The organism is Pseudomonas sp. ZY71 (assembly GCF_036542145.1).
GTDB lineage: Bacteria > Pseudomonadota > Gammaproteobacteria > Pseudomonadales > Pseudomonadaceae > Aquipseudomonas > Aquipseudomonas koreensis_A.
The window spans coordinates 552,252-568,840 of the sequence record NZ_CP144274.1; the positions used below are offsets into that span (position 1 = coordinate 552,252).

16 protein-coding genes and 1 riboswitch are annotated in these 16,589 nt (G+C 60.4%); of the genes, 10 read left to right on the forward strand and 6 right to left on the reverse strand.

The genetic code is table 11. The features are described from left to right. Nucleotides 1-13: 13 nt before the first annotated feature. Genes VY732_RS02385 through VY732_RS02395 form a run of 3 tightly spaced genes read left to right on the forward strand, consistent with a single transcriptional unit; the run spans nucleotide 14 to nucleotide 2,555 of the window. Nucleotides 14-988: a glycosyltransferase family protein gene (locus tag VY732_RS02385; protein ID WP_077570545.1), complete on the forward strand. Its 975-nt coding sequence runs from the start codon at nucleotides 14-16 to the stop codon at nucleotides 986-988. Next, the gene (locus VY732_RS02390) at nucleotides 989-1,696 is read left to right on the forward strand and encodes a hypothetical protein (RefSeq protein WP_331693699.1); all 708 of its coding nucleotides are present in this window, start codon (nucleotides 989-991) and stop codon (nucleotides 1,694-1,696) included. 58 nt (nucleotides 1,697-1,754) lie between these two features. Next, nucleotides 1,755-2,555 (forward strand): hypothetical protein, encoded by an 801-nt coding sequence (locus VY732_RS02395; RefSeq protein WP_137219298.1) that lies wholly within the window; start codon nucleotides 1,755-1,757, stop codon nucleotides 2,553-2,555. 4 nt (nucleotides 2,556-2,559) lie between these two features. On the opposite strand, the gene VY732_RS02400 is transcribed toward VY732_RS02395, so the two are convergent. The 4 genes from VY732_RS02400 to VY732_RS02415 form a co-directional block, all read right to left on the reverse strand. Then, complete coding sequence (locus VY732_RS02400; protein ID WP_077570552.1) at nucleotides 2,560-3,522, reverse strand: metal ABC transporter ATPase; 963 nt, start codon at nucleotides 3,520-3,522, stop codon at nucleotides 2,560-2,562. Between the two features lie 31 nt (nucleotides 3,523-3,553). Continuing rightward, nucleotides 3,554-4,366 carry an aldo/keto reductase gene (locus tag VY732_RS02405; RefSeq protein ID WP_331693702.1) on the reverse strand — a complete coding sequence of 271 codons (813 nt, stop codon included), beginning with the start codon at nucleotides 4,364-4,366 and terminating at the stop codon, nucleotides 3,554-3,556. Then, complete coding sequence (locus VY732_RS02410) at nucleotides 4,363-5,538, reverse strand: NAD(P)/FAD-dependent oxidoreductase (protein ID WP_077570556.1); 1,176 nt, start codon at nucleotides 5,536-5,538, stop codon at nucleotides 4,363-4,365. Before VY732_RS02410 ends, VY732_RS02405 begins: the two co-directional genes overlap by 4 nt. A gap of 198 nt (nucleotides 5,539-5,736) precedes the next feature. Then, nucleotides 5,737-6,069: a DMT family transporter gene (locus VY732_RS02415; protein WP_007915730.1), complete on the reverse strand. Its 333-nt coding sequence runs from the start codon at nucleotides 6,067-6,069 to the stop codon at nucleotides 5,737-5,739. Between the two features lie 109 nt (nucleotides 6,070-6,178). Here VY732_RS02415 and VY732_RS02420 point away from each other — a divergent pair, with 109 nt between their 5' ends. Together VY732_RS02420 and waaA are read left to right on the forward strand one after the other, a co-directional pair. After that, a complete protein-coding gene (locus VY732_RS02420) occupies nucleotides 6,179-7,075 on the forward strand; it encodes a LysR family transcriptional regulator (protein ID WP_116032011.1) in 897 nt (298 codons plus the stop codon). A gap of 11 nt (nucleotides 7,076-7,086) precedes the next feature. After that, nucleotides 7,087-8,361, forward strand: coding sequence for a lipid IV(A) 3-deoxy-D-manno-octulosonic acid transferase (gene waaA, locus VY732_RS02425; RefSeq protein WP_331693704.1), 1,275 nt, complete (start codon nucleotides 7,087-7,089; stop codon nucleotides 8,359-8,361). A 90-nt stretch (nucleotides 8,362-8,451) separates the two neighbouring features. Here waaA and VY732_RS02430 read toward each other — a convergent pair whose 3' ends face one another. Then, entirely contained in the window at nucleotides 8,452-9,885 is a 1,434-nt protein-coding gene (locus tag VY732_RS02430; protein ID WP_038360286.1) for a TolC family outer membrane protein, read from the reverse strand. A 206-nt stretch (nucleotides 9,886-10,091) separates the two neighbouring features. Continuing rightward, nucleotides 10,092-10,197: riboswitch (TPP riboswitch) on the forward strand. 146 nt (nucleotides 10,198-10,343) lie between these two features. On the opposite strand from VY732_RS02430, the gene thiC reads away from it, so the two are divergent. Both thiC and cytX read left to right on the forward strand, forming a co-directional pair. Beyond that, nucleotides 10,344-12,233: a phosphomethylpyrimidine synthase ThiC gene (gene thiC / locus VY732_RS02435; RefSeq protein ID WP_077570562.1), complete on the forward strand. Its 1,890-nt coding sequence runs from the start codon at nucleotides 10,344-10,346 to the stop codon at nucleotides 12,231-12,233. A gap of 139 nt (nucleotides 12,234-12,372) precedes the next feature. Then, a complete protein-coding gene (gene cytX, locus VY732_RS02440; protein WP_331693705.1) occupies nucleotides 12,373-13,665 on the forward strand; it encodes a putative hydroxymethylpyrimidine transporter CytX in 1,293 nt (430 codons plus the stop codon). On the opposite strand, the gene VY732_RS02445 is transcribed toward cytX, so the two are convergent. Continuing rightward, the gene (locus VY732_RS02445) at nucleotides 13,634-14,380 is read right to left on the reverse strand and encodes an RsiV family protein (protein WP_116031999.1); all 747 of its coding nucleotides are present in this window, start codon (nucleotides 14,378-14,380) and stop codon (nucleotides 13,634-13,636) included. The two genes, cytX and VY732_RS02445, sit on opposite strands and share 32 nt — an antisense overlap. Before the next feature lie 228 nt (nucleotides 14,381-14,608). Here VY732_RS02445 and VY732_RS02450 point away from each other — a divergent pair, with 228 nt between their 5' ends. The 3 genes from VY732_RS02450 to cpdA all read left to right on the forward strand — a co-directional run bounded on the left by VY732_RS02450 (nucleotide 14,609) and on the right by cpdA (nucleotide 16,584). After that, nucleotides 14,609-15,226, forward strand: coding sequence for an NUDIX domain-containing protein (locus VY732_RS02450; RefSeq protein WP_077570568.1), 618 nt, complete (start codon nucleotides 14,609-14,611; stop codon nucleotides 15,224-15,226). After that, a complete protein-coding gene (locus VY732_RS02455) occupies nucleotides 15,217-15,669 on the forward strand; it encodes a DUF1249 domain-containing protein (protein WP_016985685.1) in 453 nt (150 codons plus the stop codon). The genes VY732_RS02450 and VY732_RS02455 overlap by 10 nt, the downstream gene beginning before the upstream one ends. A 99-nt stretch (nucleotides 15,670-15,768) precedes the next feature. Beyond that, on the forward strand, nucleotides 15,769-16,584 hold the full coding sequence (gene cpdA, locus VY732_RS02460) for a 3',5'-cyclic-AMP phosphodiesterase (RefSeq protein WP_331693708.1): 816 nt from the start codon (nucleotides 15,769-15,771) through the stop codon (nucleotides 16,582-16,584). Nucleotides 16,585-16,589: the final 5 nt, after the last annotated feature.

A 16,589-nucleotide genomic window follows, 5' to 3' on the forward strand; every position in this document is an offset into this window, starting at 1 on the left:
GGTCAATTAACTTATGAAAGTCATGCTCCTGGTGATGGACGAGCAGCGGGTCATTCTCGACCGGCTCTACGACATCGTGCAGCAGAACTGTGATGAATGTTTCATCTATCGTTTGAGCAAACAGCAGCAGTTGAATCTGGGGTCGTTTCTGGCCTCGGTCGATTACCAGACCTTTGATCGCGTGGTGATTTTCTCCCGGGTCAAGCGTCTGGCCACGCAACTGCAGGTGCTCAAGTGCATTCCCGGGCTGGTGTTTCTCGAGCACGATGCCTACCAGAACTACATGCCGGCGAGTAAATATCGGGGCGTGTATTCACGGCTCTATCGTCGTCTGCCAAGTTGTCGGGCGCTGGTGTCCGGTGCCGTGGTCGCGCGCAAGATGCTCGCCGAAGGCATCGACACGGTGTTCGTCTCCAAAGGCTATGACGAGCAGATGCTGCACAACACCGGCGTTGAGCGGGACATTCCGATCGGCTTTCTTGGCAGCCTGAAAAGCACCGAGTATGCCGAACGCAAAGCCATGCTCGAGTCGCTCTCCAAGCGCACCGGGATGCTGGTGACCCGCACCAAGTCGGGTGAGGAGTACCTGCAGACGCTCAATCGCATCAGGATTTTCGTCAGTGCCGACATCGGCATGAACGAGTTCATGATCAAGAACTATGAAGCCATGGCCTGCGGCTGTGTGCTGCTGGCCTGGAGTCAGGGCGAAGAAGACCGCTTGCTCGGTTTTGAAGACATGCACAACACCGTGTTCTACCGCAGCGAAGAAGAAGCGGTGGAAAAGATCAAGCTGCTGCAAAGCGATCCGGAACTGGCAGAGCGCATTGCCCGCAACGGCCAGGAGTTCGCGCAAAGCCGCTATTCCTTCGCCCGTGTCGGTCAGGCACTGGCCACGGAAATCCAGCGTGAGATGCGCCCATGGCAGCCGCCTTCGGCGTTCACAAAGTTCTGGGTGAAACTGCGTTACGGGATGAAGGTGCCAGCCTGAATGAAGGATCATCAATCGTCGCAACCCGGCGAACACATGGCGCTGGATGCGCTGCCCGGTGGTGACCAGTCCGTTCCGGGGGCTTTGCCCACAGAATTTCTCGACTGTCTGAGCCGCGCGCCCCGGGTCGTTTTGATTGCCAACAATCCGGCGATCACGGCGGCAGATTTTCAGGCGCTGAACATTGGCGTCGATGACGTCGTCGTCAGCTTCAATACCTGCATCAAGGCAGCGCTGCTCAACGAGCACAGTGTCAATGTCTTCGTGCATGGCTACAACGCGCCCGACGCGTATTTTTTTGGTCTGCCTTACGCACCGCCGGTACAGCGGATGTTCGAACAAGCGAGCGAGCGCTGTTTCAGCATGCTGGTGGGCTGCGCCGCACCGATGTGTCCACTGCCACGTGTGGCCATGTACTGGGATCGCATTCCACTGCCGCCGCTGTGGAACTACCCGGTCGATCGGCCGGGCGGCAAGCGCTATGTCGGCCCTTCCACCGGCTTCAACACGCTGGTGCTGTTCGACTGGTTGCGCGGTCACGCCGGTTATAGCTATCAGCTCATGACCCTCGGGTTTTCCAACGAAGCAGGAAAGCTGTGGGGTGGCCATGCGTGGGATTACGAGCGTGACTGGCTGCAGAAGTCGGACATCATCGTGGTGCCATTGCAGCCCCGGCGCTGGTGGCAAAAGCTGTTTCGGCAAAAGTAAGTCACGTCGTGAATCCGGTTGCCAGCAGGCCCGATCTACTTTCAAAAGGTGCTGTTGAGTGTTGAAAATTGCCGTGGCTTTTTTCGGGATCCCGAGGAATTCGCCGATCTGTTTCCCCTCCATCGAACAGAACGTGCTGGCGCAGTTGCCTGCGGGCAGCGACGTAAAGTGCTTCTACCACCTGTACAAGATCGATGAGGTGCAGAACTCGCGTTCCGGCGAGAAAGGCGAGCTGACGGCGGATAATTACCAGCCCTTCGAATCCATGACCGGCACGCTGACCTCGACCGAGGGGGTGCTGGAGCGCTGGGATTTCGAGCAGGTCAAAGCGCAGGGCGATACCTGGGCTGATGACTATGCGTCGCTGCGCAATCTGATCTATCAGCTCAATTCGCTGCACACCGTGACCACCATGATCGAATCCTTCAATCCGGATTTCGTGGTGTTTGTGCGCCCCGACAATTTCTTTCACAACGCATTGCCACGCTATGTCTTCGCTCATCCTGAGGTGCGCAAGCACAACGCTTATATTCCGGACTGGCAGTGGTGGGGCGGCTTGAACGACCGGTTTGCGATTTGCGGGCGCGATACATACGTCGCGTACGGCAAGCGGATCGAGCGCATTTTCGATTTCTGCAAGGCGACAGGCCGAAAGCTGCATTCCGAGCGCTTGCTCAAATATGCCCTGCAGCAGGTCGATGCCAAAATCTGCACGCTGCCGACCCAGGCATCACGGGTGCGCATTACCGGTGCCTTTGCCGAAGAATCGTTTTCGCCCAAGCGCGGCATGGGCAAGCGCGAAAACCGCTACTTCCATTTCTTCGCCGGGTTGCGCACCTGGTGGGATCGCCGGCGCTAAACCGCTATTTGGCGGTTTTTTTACCCAGCCCGACTAATCGCAGCGCCTTGATACTCAGCTGCTTGAGACCCTGACGCGGGGCTTTCGCCGGTTGCAGGCCCTGTTGCACCAACCAGTCCTTCCAGCGTATCCGCTCCTCGCGCACGACCCAGCCGGTTTGGGTGGCAAAGCTCTCGGCCAGATACAGACCTCGGGTGCTGGCCGGTATGAGTTTGTCGCGCTTGAGCGTGTACAACTCGGCCAGTGGCGCGCCGTCCTTGAGTGGCATCAAGTACAGGTCGGGGCGCTTGCGGTCGAGTCGGGCCACCAGTTGATCACCTTCAAGACGCTCGTCAACGTGGAACAGGCTCAAGGATTTTGCTTCCTTGGGCACATCCAGGCGCAGATCGTAGATCAATTGCAATGAAGCGGTCGGCAGGTGCACGTAGGCCCGAGGCCGTTCGAGCAATTGCAGATTGGCGCTGCGTATGGGGCGCGCCGAGCCGGACAATGGCGTCAGGCGAAACGGCAAAGCCTCGCGGTAGTGCAACGCCGCCGAGTAGGGCGCCGGCAGCCAGGTGTCGTTGAAGCGTCCGCCGAGCCAGCCTTCTGGCGTCTCGAGCAAACACTCTTCGGCAATTTCCTGAATGGCGGTGTGCAGCGGAATATTCAATTCGTGGGCCGGCACGTAGCCGGAAATCAATTTGAGCACGACGTCGCCACGATCCTGTCGGCGCTGGCGCACCAGCACCCAATAGTCGCGATTCTGCCAATGCAGGGTCAGGCGTACCGAAACGCCGAGGTTGGCCAGTTCCAGCGAGAAGCGCTCGGTATCGGCCACGCTCACCGGTTTGCGCCGCTGCAAGGTCTGCGCGAAGTTCAGCGGCATGCCGACGCTCTGATAGGTCAGGCCTTCGGGGGTGGCTTCGACGAACAGCGGCAGGGTCTTGAAGTTGCTTGGGTTCTTTCTGATGAGCGTGCGCGGCATATCGGCTCCTGCTTAAGGCCGCGAGGCGGCGTCAGTGACCACGTAGGACCTGGGCAACGGTCGCAACGTTGTGGGCGAGGTGCAGCGGATTGATCGTGCCGACAATAGCACTGGCCACGCCAGGCTGCGCGAACAGCAACTCGAAACTGGCGCGCACCGGATCGACGCCGGGGCTCAGGCAAACATGACCGCTGGCCAAGGCTTTTTTCACCAGAATGGCTTTGCCGTGGGCAGCAGCATAGTCAATGACAGCTTTCTCGTTTTGTTCGTTCAGATTGTAGGTGACCATCGCGCAGTCGCCTTGCTCCAGTGCTTTCAAGCCACCTTCGACGGTTTTGCCGGAGAAGCCGAAGCCGCGAATCTTGCCTTCGGCCTTGAGCGCCGCGAGTGTGGCGTACACCTCTTCGTGCTCGAGGATGGCCATGTCGCTGCCGTCGGAATGCACCAGCACCAGGTCGATAAAATCGGTTTCAAGACGTTGCAGGCTGCGTTCCACCGACATCCGTGTGTGTGCTGCACTGAAATCGTGCTGCGACAGACCATCGGCGAATTCTTCGCCGACCTTGCTGACAATTACCCAGTCTTGCCGCTGGCCGCGTAGCAGCGGGCCGAGGCGTTCTTCGCTGCGGCCATAAGCCGGGGCGGTGTCGATCAGGTTGATGCCCAATTCCCGCGCCTGACGCAGCAGCATGCGTGCTTCGTCGTCGCCGGGAATCTGAAAACCGTTGGGGTATTTCACGCCTTGATCGCGGCCGAGTTTGACCGTGCCCAGACCCAGTGGCGAAACCATCAGGCCGGTGCTGCCCAAGGGGCGATGAAGGTTGTGCAGGGTGGCGATAGTCATGGCAGCAACTGCTCCCAGGCGGGAACGCCCATTGGGGGTTTTGGCAGCGCCGGCAAAGGTTCGGCGGCTTGCGGCTGAATGCCGTCGCGCTCAAGGGAGGCGATGACTCGGTCAGCAAAGTCTGGCGCCAACGCCAGTTTGGTCGGCCAGCCGACCAGCAAACGGCCCTGTTCGGCGAGGAACGCGTTGTCCGGGCGCGTGAGACCGGTTTGCAGTGGCTCGGCACGGTCGACACGCAGGGTCGCCCATTGTGTGGTGCTGAGGTCGATCCACGGCAACAACTGTGCGATCTCTTTCTGCGCGGTGGCGATCTGCTCGGCCGGTTCGCGATTCACACCTTCGCTTTCGGCGATGTCGCCGCCCATGTACCAGACCCACTGACCGTCAGCGGCCGGGTGGGTGGTCACGGTGATGCGCGGTTTGGTGCCGCCACCCAGGCAGTGCGCGTACAGCGGTTTGAGGCCTGGGCCTTTGGCGATGATCATGTGCAATGGTCGGCGTTGCATGGCCGGCTGGCTGAGACCGAGGTGTTCGAGCAGTTGCGCGGTGCCGGCGCCGGCGCTAAGGACGATGCGCTGGGCGCGGATCTCGCGCCCGTCGACTTTCAAGCCGACCAGCACGCCCGCTTCCAGCAGCGGCTCGATGGTTTGCCCGGCGAGCAGACCATCGCCGGCCAGATCGGCCAGACGCTGAATCAGGCTCGGCACGTCGACCACCAGTTCGGCGAGGCGGTAAACCTTGCCCTTGAAGCGTTTGTCTTGCAGGGCCGGCGGCAGTTGCTCGCCCTTGACCTGATCGACCCGGCCGCGCACGGCTTTGCTGGCGAAGAAACTGGTGAGGTTGCCGGCGAGGGTGCCGGGCGACCATAGATAGTGAGCCTCGGACAACAGGCGCACACCGGACAGATCCAGTTCGCCATTGCCGGCCAACGCTTCACGCCAGCGGCGCGGCATGTCGGCGATGGCTTCCGAGGCACCGGTCAATGCACCGTGCAACGCGTATTTGGCGCCGCCGTGGATGATGCCCTGGGACTTCACACTCTGCCCGCCGCCGAGGCTGGCGCTTTCCACCAGCACGGTCGAAAAACCCTGACGGCGCAGACGCGCATTCAGCCAGAGGCCGGCGACACCAGCGCCGACAATCAGAACGTCGGTGGAAATAACGGATGGCATGCAGCGACCTCAGTGTTCAAGACGAGGGCGCAGTATACAGACTCGGGAAAGGGGCGGATTTGTCGATGATCAACAGAGGGAATGCAAACCTCTAGGAGTGAGCCTGCTCGCGATAGCGGTCTATCAGACGACATAAATGTTGAATGACAGATCGCTATCGCGAGCAGGCTCACTCCTACAGGGGGATGTGTTTTGTCTTTAGTGGCCGGCAGTTTTCGAGAACAACTGGATCACGACGACGCCCAGCACGATCAACGCCATCCCGAGCATCGCCGGGATATCCAGTTTTTGCCCGTAGATAAACAGCGCCGCGACGCTGACCATCACGATGCCCATCCCGGCCCACACCGCATAGGCCACGCCGACCGGAACGGTGCGCACCACCAGCGTCAGCATCCAGAACGCAATCGCGTAACCGACGATAACCAGCACCAACGGCAGCGGCGTGCTGATGCCTTTGACGGCTTTCATCGACACGGTGGCGATCACTTCGGCGCAGATGGCAATGGCCAGGTAAGCGTAGGCGTTCATGGTTCAAATCCTCAAGGTGAAACGTTGTTGGCTGAGCCGCATTCTAGAGATTCGCCAGATGGGGTAAAGTCATTACCTATCTGTTAACAAGATGGGTTGGTGAGTCAGCATGCAATGGAATCTCGATCAACTGCGGGTGTTTATCGGCGTTGCCGAGCAGCGTTCGTTTTCGGCAGTGGCCCGCCAGCAGCGCAAAGCGCAGTCGGCGATCAGTAGCGCGATTGCCATGCTCGAAGAGGATTTGGGCGTCAGCCTGTTCGAGCGTAGCAGCGGCCGCCAGCCAACGCTCACCGAGGCGGGCGAAGCGTTGTTGGAAGAGGCTCGGGAAGTCCTGCGTCAATGCGAGCGTCTGAATGGCCGGGCGATGGCGATGATGCGTGGCCAGGAAGCGCAACTGCGCGTGGCCCAGGACGAGGCGATGCCCTATCAGGCATTGGTGGAAAGTTTCGGTGAACTGGCCGAGCAATTCCCCAGCCTTGAAGTGCAACTGACCAGCGCCGCCCAAGGCGAAGTCGCACACAAACTGGTCGAGCGCCGGGCCGATCTCGGTCTGCTGTTCTATCACGATGAAATCCCCGAAGCGCTGGAGCGCCGCGTGCTCGGCAGCGTGGAAATGGTCACCGTCTGCGGCATCAATCATCCGCTGGCGAAGCAGTCTTACGTGACCTGCCAGCAACTGGCGCAACACCGACAGTTGCTGATGTCGACGCAAACCAGTGTCTATCCCGGCAACGAACCCGCCAGCCCGCAAGTGTGGCGTGCCGACAGTTTCTACGTCATGTCCGAATGGCTGGTGCGTGATCTCGGCTGGGCCTGGTTGCCCCGGCATGTGGTGCAGTACTCGGCCTATCAGGGCTTGATGGTCGAACTCGACAGCGAATGGACGCCGCCGGCGCTGGTGGTCGAACTGGTCTGGCGCCGTGACGAACCGCTCGGCCCGGCCGCGCGTTGGCTGGCCGAACGTTTTGCCGTGCACTTGCGGGCGATCGGCGAAAAAAGTCGATAAACTCCGCCGCCATGAATAGAACTCTGTACACCGCGCTGTTTTACCTGGGGCTGCCATTGGTGGCGATTCGGCTATGGCTGCGTGCGCGCAAGGCACCGGCGTATGCCCGGCGGATTGGCGAACGTTTCTCCTACGGCATGCCGACGCTGCAACCCGGCGGCATCTGGGTGCACGCGGTGTCGGTGGGCGAAAGCATTGCAGCGGCGCCGATGATCCGCGCCTTGCTGCAACGTTATCCGACGCTTCCGATCACCGTGACCTGCATGACGCCGACCGGTTCGGAGCGGATTCAGGCGCTGTTCGCCAATGAACCGCGCATTCAGCATTGCTATCTGCCGTATGACTTACCGTGTGCGGCGGCGCGGTTTCTTGATCGCGCTCAGCCCAAGCTTGCGGTGATCATGGAAACCGAGCTGTGGCCCAATCACATTCATCAGTGCGCCAAACGCGGTATTCCGGTGGCGCTGGCCAATGGACGTTTGTCCGAGCGTTCGGCGCGCGGCTATGGCCGCTTCAGCAAGCTGACCGCGCCGATGCTCGCCGAAATGAGTTTGTTCGCCGTACAGACCGAAGCTGAAGCCCAGCGCTTCCGTAATCTCGGCGCGCGTGCGGAGAGAGTCGAAGTCACCGGTTCGATCAAGTTCGACCTGACCATCGACCCGCAACTGCTGCAACGCGCCGCTGAACTGCGTGGCCAATGGCAGGCGCTGGAGCGTCCAGTGTGGATCGCCGCCAGTACCCACGAAGGCGAAGATGAAGTGGTGCTCGATGCCCACCGTCGTTTGCTGGCTAATCACCCGGATGCGCTGCTGATTTTGGTGCCGCGTCACCCGGAACGTTTCAACTCGGTGTTCGAACTGTGCCAGCGCGAAGGTTTTGCCACGGTGCGGCGTTCGACCGGGGCCAATGTCGATGCGCAGACGTCGGTGCTGCTCGGCGACACCATGGGCGAATTGCTGTTTCTCTACGCACTGGCGGACAGCGCGTTTGTCGGCGGCAGCCTGGTCGCCAACGGTGGGCACAATCTGCTGGAGCCGGCAGCCTTGGCGAAACCAGTGATCAGCGGCCCGCACCTGTTCAACTTTCTCGACATTGCTGCGCAATTGCGTGAAGCCGGGGCGTTGGCGGAAGTGGATGATGCCGAAGGGCTGGCGGTGGAAGTACAGCGCTTGTTCGAATTGCCGCGCGATGCGCAGCGTATGGCCGACGCCGGGCTGGCGGTGATGCGCCGCAACCAGGGCGCGTTGCAGCGTTTGCTGGATGGTCTGGGCCGACTGATCAAGTAAAGCAAAAAGATCGCAGCCTTCGGCAGCTCCCACATTGGAATACGTTTCCTGTAGGAGCTGCCGAAGGCTGCGATCTTTTGCTTTTAAGGCTTAGGGCCGGGCTTTTAGCTGCGCCTCGGCAGCCTTGGCCAGATCCGGCGGGAGGAAATCCTTGTCCGGGTTGTAGTCAGCCTTCAGATAGCGCCGCAGATCTTCCAGATCACCCGGATTCAGCGTTCCCGCCGCCTGCTTCAGACGCAGGTTGTCGAGGATGTAGTCATAACGCGTGTTGTTGTAGTTGCGCACCGAGGTGTACAGCTGCCGCTGCGCGTCGAGCACGTCAACGATGTTGCGCGTGCCGACCTGATAACCGATTTCCGTGGCTTCCACCGCGCTCTGGTTGGAGATGATCGACTGGCGGCGCGCCTGCACTTGCTCGACATCGGTGTTCACTGCGCGGTGCAGGTTGCGGGTGTTTTCGACGATCTGTCGACGCAGCGATTCGCGCTGTTGTTCGCTCTGATTCAGTTGCTCATACGACTGACGCACTTGCGAGCTGGTCAGTCCGCCGCTGTAGATCGGGATATTCAGTTGCAGACCGACCGTGCTCTGCTCGACGTTGTCACGGTACGGCACGCCAAAAGCGTTCGGGTTGGAAAAGCCGAGGGCGTCGTTGTCACCCTTTTCGTATTTGGCCACGGCATCGAGGGTCGGCAAGTGGCCGGCCTTGCGTTGCTTGAGCGTTTGCTCGGCAGAGCTGACCGCGTAGTTGCTGGCGAGCAGATTGAGGTTCTGCCGCGCCGCCGTGTCGACCCAGGATTTCGCATCGTTCGGCGCCGGTGGCAGGATCGGCAGCGTGTGGACGATGCCTTGGATCGAGTTGTACTGACGGTTGGTCAGGGTGATCAGCGCTTCGAATGCATCGTCGACCTGGCGTTGCGCAACGATGCGGTTGGCCCGTGCGGTGTCGTAACTGGCTTGCGATTGCAGCACGTCAGTCTTGTCCGACAGGCCGACGTCGAAGCGTTCGTTGGATTGGTCGAGCTGGCGCTTGAACGCCGCTTCTTCGGCCTTGGTCGACGCGAGGTTGTCCTGGCTGCGCAGCACGTTGAAATAGCTCTCGGCCGATTGCAGGATCAGGTTCTGCTCGGTCGCCGACAGTTGCAGCGCGGCTTGCTCATTGACGTCTTTGGCGGCCTGGTACTGGAACCAGCGATCGGCGCGGAACAACGGCTGAGCCAGGGTCGCCTGATACGAGTGAGCACTGCGATTGGCCGTGGCCGAAGGCTGATCGATCGACGTCCGCACATTGGCCACTTCGGCACCGCCGGACAAATTCGGTAGCAGCCCGGCACGCGCCTGCGGCACCACTTCTTTCTGTGCGCCGTACTGAGCGCGGGCTGCGGCCAGATCGGCGTTGTTGTCGACCGCCTCCTGATAGACGCTGACCAGATCGGTTTTGGTCGACAAGGGCGCTTCTGCTGCCCAGGCCATTGCGTTGGACGCACAAGACACGGCAACAGCCAGTGAGAGTTTGCGCAGCATGAGGCGATCCCTAGCATTAATATTATGGAAGTAATCCGGGCGCCAACGTTAAGGCGCAGGCCCCACAGCGTCAAGGCGTGGCGGGGCAAAGCGAGTGTAGTTGCGCATTTGCCTCACAACAATCGGCCAAGCCCCTGTATTTATGCCATTCATCATGGTGTTTGCTGCGGTGTTGGCGTTCTTTGCCGGTTGTGTCTAGACTGGCCGGGTTCTTGTCGGGGTGCCTTGCTATGAGGCTGAGATCGAATAATTTCGGATCCCGTTGAACCTGATCAGGTTAGCGCCTGCGTAGGGAACAAGATTTCTCGTCACCCGGCGAGTCCTCTTGTGCTTCGTCCGGGAAATTGTTCGACAATCGAACGCTCGACGACGATGCACAGCACCGGTCCTGGTGCGTCCGTGCCTTTCAGGTTCTGCTCCGACAATCCACTGCCTGGATGCTGTCTGGAGAGCCCGTGATGACGACAAAATCAAAAAACGCGATCAACCTGAGTGACTCGGCCAAGGTCGACGAGCAATCGGTCAAACCGTTCACCCGTTCGCAAAAAGTCTACGTTCAGGGCTCGCGCCCGGACATCCTCGTGCCGATGCGCGAAATCACCCTCGATGTGACCCCGACCGACTTCGGCGGCGAAATCAACGCGCCGGTGACCGTCTACGACACCTCTGGCCCGTACACCGATCCGAACGTGGTGATCGACGTGCGCAAAGGTCTGGCCGATGTGCGTTCGGCGTGGATCGATGACCGTGGCGACACCGAGCGCCTGGCGGGCCTGAGTTCCAACTTCGGTCGCGAGCGCCTCGCCGATCCGGAACTGACCAAACTGCGCTTTGCCCACGTGAACAACCCGCGCCGCGCCAAGGCCGGTGGCAATGTCACGCAGATGCACTACGCGCGTCAGGGCATCATCACGCCCGAGATGGAATTCGTTGCCATCCGCGAAAACATGAAACTTGAGGTGGCCCGCGCCGCCGGTCTGCTGGATCAGCAACACCCGGGCCACAGCTTCGGCGCCAGTGTGCCGAAAATCATCACCCCCGAATTTGTCCGTGAAGAGATCGCCCGTGGCCGCGCAATCATCCCGGCCAACATCAACCACACCGAACTGGAACCGATGATCATCGGCCGTAACTTCCTGGTGAAGATCAACGGCAACATCGGCAACAGTGCCTTGGGTTCGTCCATCGAAGAAGAAGTGGCGAAACTGACCTGGGGCATTCGCTGGGGCGCGGACAACATCATGGACTTGTCTACCGGCAAGCACATTCACGAAACCCGCGAGTGGATCATCCGCAACTCGCCGGTGCCGATCGGCACGGTGCCGATCTATCAGGCGCTGGAAAAAGTCGGCGGCGCGGCCGAAGACCTGACCTGGGAGCTGTTCCGCGACACGCTGATCGAGCAGGCCGAGCAGGGCGTCGACTACTTCACCATTCACGCCGGCGTGTTGCTGCGCTACGTGCCGCTGACCGCCAAACGCGTGACCGGTATTGTTTCCCGTGGTGGTTCGATCATGGCCAAGTGGTGCCTGGCGCATCACAAGGAAAACTTCGCCTACACGCATTTCGAAGAGATCTGCGAAATCATGAAAGCTTATGACGTCAGCTTCTCGCTGGGCGATGGCTTGCGTCCGGGGTCGATTGCCGACGCCAACGATGCCGCGCAATTCGGCGAACTGGAAACCTTGGGCGAACTGACCAAGATAGCCTGGAAGCACGACGTGCAAACCATGATCGAAGGCCCGGGCCACGTGCCGATGCAGTTGATCAAAGAGAACATGGACAAGCAGCTGGAGTGCTGCGACGAGGCGCCGTTCTACACCCTCGGCCCGCTGACCACCGACATCGCCCCGGGCTACGATCACATCACCTCGGGTATCGGTGCGGCGATGATCGGCTGGTTCGGTTGCGCGATGCTTTGCTACGTGACGCCGAAGGAACACTTGGGCCTGCCGAACAAGGATGACGTGAAGACCGGGATCATCACGTACAAGATTGCTGCCCACGCAGCGGACTTGGCCAAAGGGCATCCGGGCGCACAGATTCGCGACAACGCCTTGAGCAAGGCGCGTTTCGAATTCCGTTGGGAAGACCAGTTCAACCTCGGCCTCGATCCGGACACCGCGCGTTCGTATCACGATGAAACCCTGCCGAAGGATTCGGCCAAGGTCGCGCACTTCTGTTCGATGTGCGGGCCGAAATTCTGCTCGATGAAGATCACTCAGGAAGTCCGCGAATACGCGGCCAACCAGCGGATCGACGCGGTCGACGTGGACGTCGCCCAAGGCCTGGCGGAACAGGCCGAGCGGTTCAAGAAGGAAGGCAGTCAGCTGTACAAGAAGGTTTGATCTGACCTGAAAGGGTGGGCCTGCAAGGGCCCCTTCGCGAGCAGGCTCGCTCCCACTTTGGAATGCATTCAAATGTGGGAGCGAGCCTGCTCGCGAATGCGATCAACACAACAACAAATGTCCCTCTGAGATAACACCCTTGAGCATTCAACCCAGCACTTATTCTCCCGACCTCGCCGTGCCCGCCGACAAGCGTGTATTTGGCGGTCGCGATCTGTTTTCTCTGTGGTTCTCCCTCGGTATCGGCCTGATGGTTCTGCAGACCGGTGCATTGCTCGCGCCAGGTCTGGGCCTGTCCGGTTCGCTGCTGGCGATTTTCCTTGGCACGCTGGTGGGCGTGCTGCTCCTGGCCGCCGTTGGCGTGATCGGCAGTGACACCGGCCTGTCGTCGATGGCCGCGCTGAAACTCAGCCTCGGCAGCAAAGGCGCGAGCCTGCCGGCGCTGCTCAATCTGCTGCAACTGATCGGTTGGGGCTCGTTTGAAATCATCGTCATGCGCGACGCCGCGAGCCTGCTCGGCACCCGTGCGTTCAGCGAAGGTTCGCTGTGGTCGAGCCCGATGTTGTGGACGCTGTTTTTCGGCGCCCTGGCGACTCTGCTTGCGGTCAGCGGGCCGTTGACCTTCGTGCGACAGATCCTGCGCAAGTGGGGCATCTGGCTGCTGTTGGCGGCGTGCCTGTGGCTGACCTGGAACCTGTTTGCCAAAGCCGATCTGGCCGATCTCTGGTCGCGTGCCGGTGACGGTTCGCTGCCGTTCGCCGTGGGCTTCGACATTGCGATTGCGATGCCGCTGTCGTGGTTGCCGCTGATCGCCGACTACTCGCGTTTCGGCAAGCGGGCGAAGAATGTTTTCGGCGGTACTGCCGTCGGTTTCTTCATCGGCAACTTCTGGCTGATGAGCCTCGGCGTCGCCTACACCCTGGCCTTCGCGCCGAGCGGTGAAGTCAATGCGCTGCTGCTGGCACTGGCCGGCGCCGGGCTGGGCATTCCGCTGTTGCTGATTCTGCTCGATGAGTCGGAAAACGCTTTCGCCGATATTCATTCGGCGGCGGTTTCCAGCGGGATTCTGTTGCGCCTGAAAGTCGAGCATCTGGCCTTGGCCATCGGCGTCATCTGCACGCTGATCGCACTGCTGGCGCCGTTGGCGCAGTACCAGAACTTCCTGCTGTTGATCGGTTCGGTGTTTGCGCCGCTGTTCGGCGTGGTGCTGGTGGATCACTTCATCCTGCGCAAACGCAGTGCTCAGGTCGCGTCGGCCGCATTGCGCTGGCCGGCGTTGTTGGCGTGGCTGGGGGGCGTGAGCACCTACCATTTGCTGGCAAATCTGTATCCGGATGTCGGCGCAACCCTGCCGGCGCTGGTGCTGGCAGGGCTGTTGCAGCTAGTGCTGGGCCGGGCCTTCAGTTACGGCCGGGAAACAGCTCAGGCTTGAGAATGCCGTTCAGACGCGGATAAGGAATCTTCAGTTCGACGTGGCCCAGCGCGTAAGGCGCAATGGTGGTCACGTCGTACTTGAGGATCACGCCGCCATAGGTCAGCGCCACGTTCGGGGTTTTCACGAACGGCCAGCTCTTCACAAAGTCCGCTTCCTGATCGAGCTTGGTGCTGATCAACCAGCTGTTGTGCGCGACCTGCGCCGCTTTCCAGAACGCCTCTTCCTGACCCGGCATCAGCATGTCGGACAGGTTCAGCACTTTGTGCTGCTGGCGCGAATAGTTGATGAAGCCGCGACCCGGGGTGCCATGCGCGCCGCCGGTGTCGAGGTAGCTCGACAACTCGATGATCACCAAGCCGTCATGCTGCTCACGTACTTTCGCTTGCAGGTAGCTGCTGTTGCGTGGGCCGGCGCTGGCCAGGAACTGATCGCGGTAGGCCGCCAGGGTCGGCGCTACCGGGGCGTTTTTCTCGGTGCGGGTCATTTGCAGCAGACGTTTTTCGATGATGCCGTCCAGCGCAGGTTCGGCCGGGAAGCGCAGGGTGTCGATGTTTACCAGCGGGCAATCCGGGTTGGAACAGCCCGGTTTCAGTTGTTCCGACGCATCGCGGGTGGTTTCCAGCGGCGTGCGGTAATTGGGTTGGAACAGGCTGGCGCACGCGCCCAGGGTCAGGGCAATGGCGGCCACGGAGGCAATTTTGAAAAGCGACATGGGCGTCCTTTCGAAAGCAGGGGAAGGCAAAAAGATATCCGCTTCGACTCTCGCAGAAGCAGTCAGTTCGCCACTAAGCTAATTAGAGTGGGTTTCGCCTCCACCGTCCATCCCGCTGACGGTAAAGGGGCTGCATCAAACCGTTCGGGCGCGTTAGGATGGCGCGAAGTCGAGGTTGCCAGTCACACAGAGCAACCTCGTAATGGATCTGCAGTAAAGAGGATGCTCATGACTGATTTTGCCAACGCCATTCCGACCGCTGTCGATATCGTGCGGCGCGAAAAATGCTACGAGGGCTTTTACAAGCTCGACCGTGTTCACCTGCGCCATGAATTGTTCGCCGGTGGCATGAGCCGCGAAATCAACCGTGAAATCTTTGTCCGTCACGATGCCGTGTGCATGCTGCCGTACGATCCGCAGCGCGATGAAGTGGTGCTGATCGAGCAGTTCCGCATCGGCGCCATGGGCAAGACCGACAATCCATGGCTGGTCGAGCTGGTCGCTGGTCTGATCGATAAGGATGAGCAGCCGGAAGAAGTTGCTCACCGCGAAGCGCAGGAGGAAGCTGGGCTGGACATCAAGGCACTGTGGCCGATGACCAAATATTTCCCGTCGCCGGGTGGCAGCAACGAGTTCGTGCATTTGTACTTGGGGCGTTGCAGCACTGACGGCGTTGGCGGCCTGCATGGCCTGGAAGAAGAGGCAGAAGATATCCGCGTCACGGTCTGGGCCTTTGAAGATGCCTTGCAGGCCGTCCGTGACGGACGCATTGCCAACGCGGCGAGCATCATCGCTTTGCAATGGCTGGCGCTGAACCGCGCCGAAGTGAGGGGGTTATGGTCGTAAACAAGTTGCGCGATCGCTATCGAGTCGACCTCGTGGGGCTGCAAGCCGCCTGCGAGGCCAACTACGCGCGCCTGATGCGACTGCTGCCGGACATGCGCAACGAGCCCGAGGCGCGGCGCATCGCCGTGACTCAGGGCGAGCAGATGCTCGGCGTGCTGGCCCTCGAAGTGCTGCAAACCTGCCCATACACTACGACGTTGCAAGTGCGCCAGGAACACAGCCTGCCGTGGTTGCCGGTGCCGCAACTGGAAGTGCAGGTCTATCACGACGCGCGCATGGCTGAAGTGGTCAGCGCCGAACATGCCCGACGCTTTCGTGGCATCTATCCTTATCCGAATGCGGCGATGCATCAGCCGGATGAAAAGGCTCAGCTCAATCTTTTTCTGGGGGAATGGCTGAGTCATTGCCTGGCGTTGGGGCACGAGTACGAAGTCGTACGCTAGTTGTGAACTGCGTCCGGTTCGGCGGTTTCCTCTTTCTGTCATCCCCCAGCATAATTGCGGCACTCGATCGATTCCGTGCTTTTGCCTTGGGAGAACGCCTTGCCGAGCGTATCCACGTTGACCACCGCCGATCCGGCGTTGCTGGTGCAGTTGTCCGACAGCCATTTATTCGCTGAAGCGGACGGCACGCTGCTGGGCATGAACACCCGCGACAGCCTGCAAAAGGTCATTGAGTTGGTGCTGGGGCAGCAGCCGCAGATCGATCTGATTCTGGCCACCGGCGATATCTCCCAGGACGGCACGCTGGAGTCGTATCAGCAATTTCGCCAGCTGAGCGCGCAGATCGCTGCCCCGGCGCGGTGGATTCCCGGTAATCACGACGAACCACAGATCATGGCGGTCGCCGCCGTTCAAAGCGCATTGCTGGAACCGATTGTGGATATCGGCAACTGGCGGGTGACGATGCTTGATTCGGCGGTGCCGGGTTCGGTGCCGGGGTACCTGCAGGACGATCAACTGCAACTGCTGGCCCGCTCGCTGAGCGAAGCGCCGGAGCGTCATCATCTGGTGTGCTTCCACCATCATCCGGTGTCGATTGGTTGCGCATGGATGGAGCCGATTGGCTTGCGCAATCCTGAAGCATTTTTCGAGGTGCTGGATCGTTTTCCACAGGCCCGCGCGGTGTTGTGGGGGCATGTGCATCAGGAGATTGATCGCGAGCGCAATGGCGTGCGCTTGATGGCTTCGCCTTCGACGTGCATTCAGTTCGAGCCGGGGAGTGAGGATTTCAAGGTAGGGGAGCAGGCGCCGGGGTATCGCTGGTTGCGGTTGTTGCCGGATGGGCGGTTGGAGACTGGCGTGGAGCGCGTGACTGGTTTTGCTTTTACCGTTGATTACGGTTCCGAAGGTTACTGATTTTC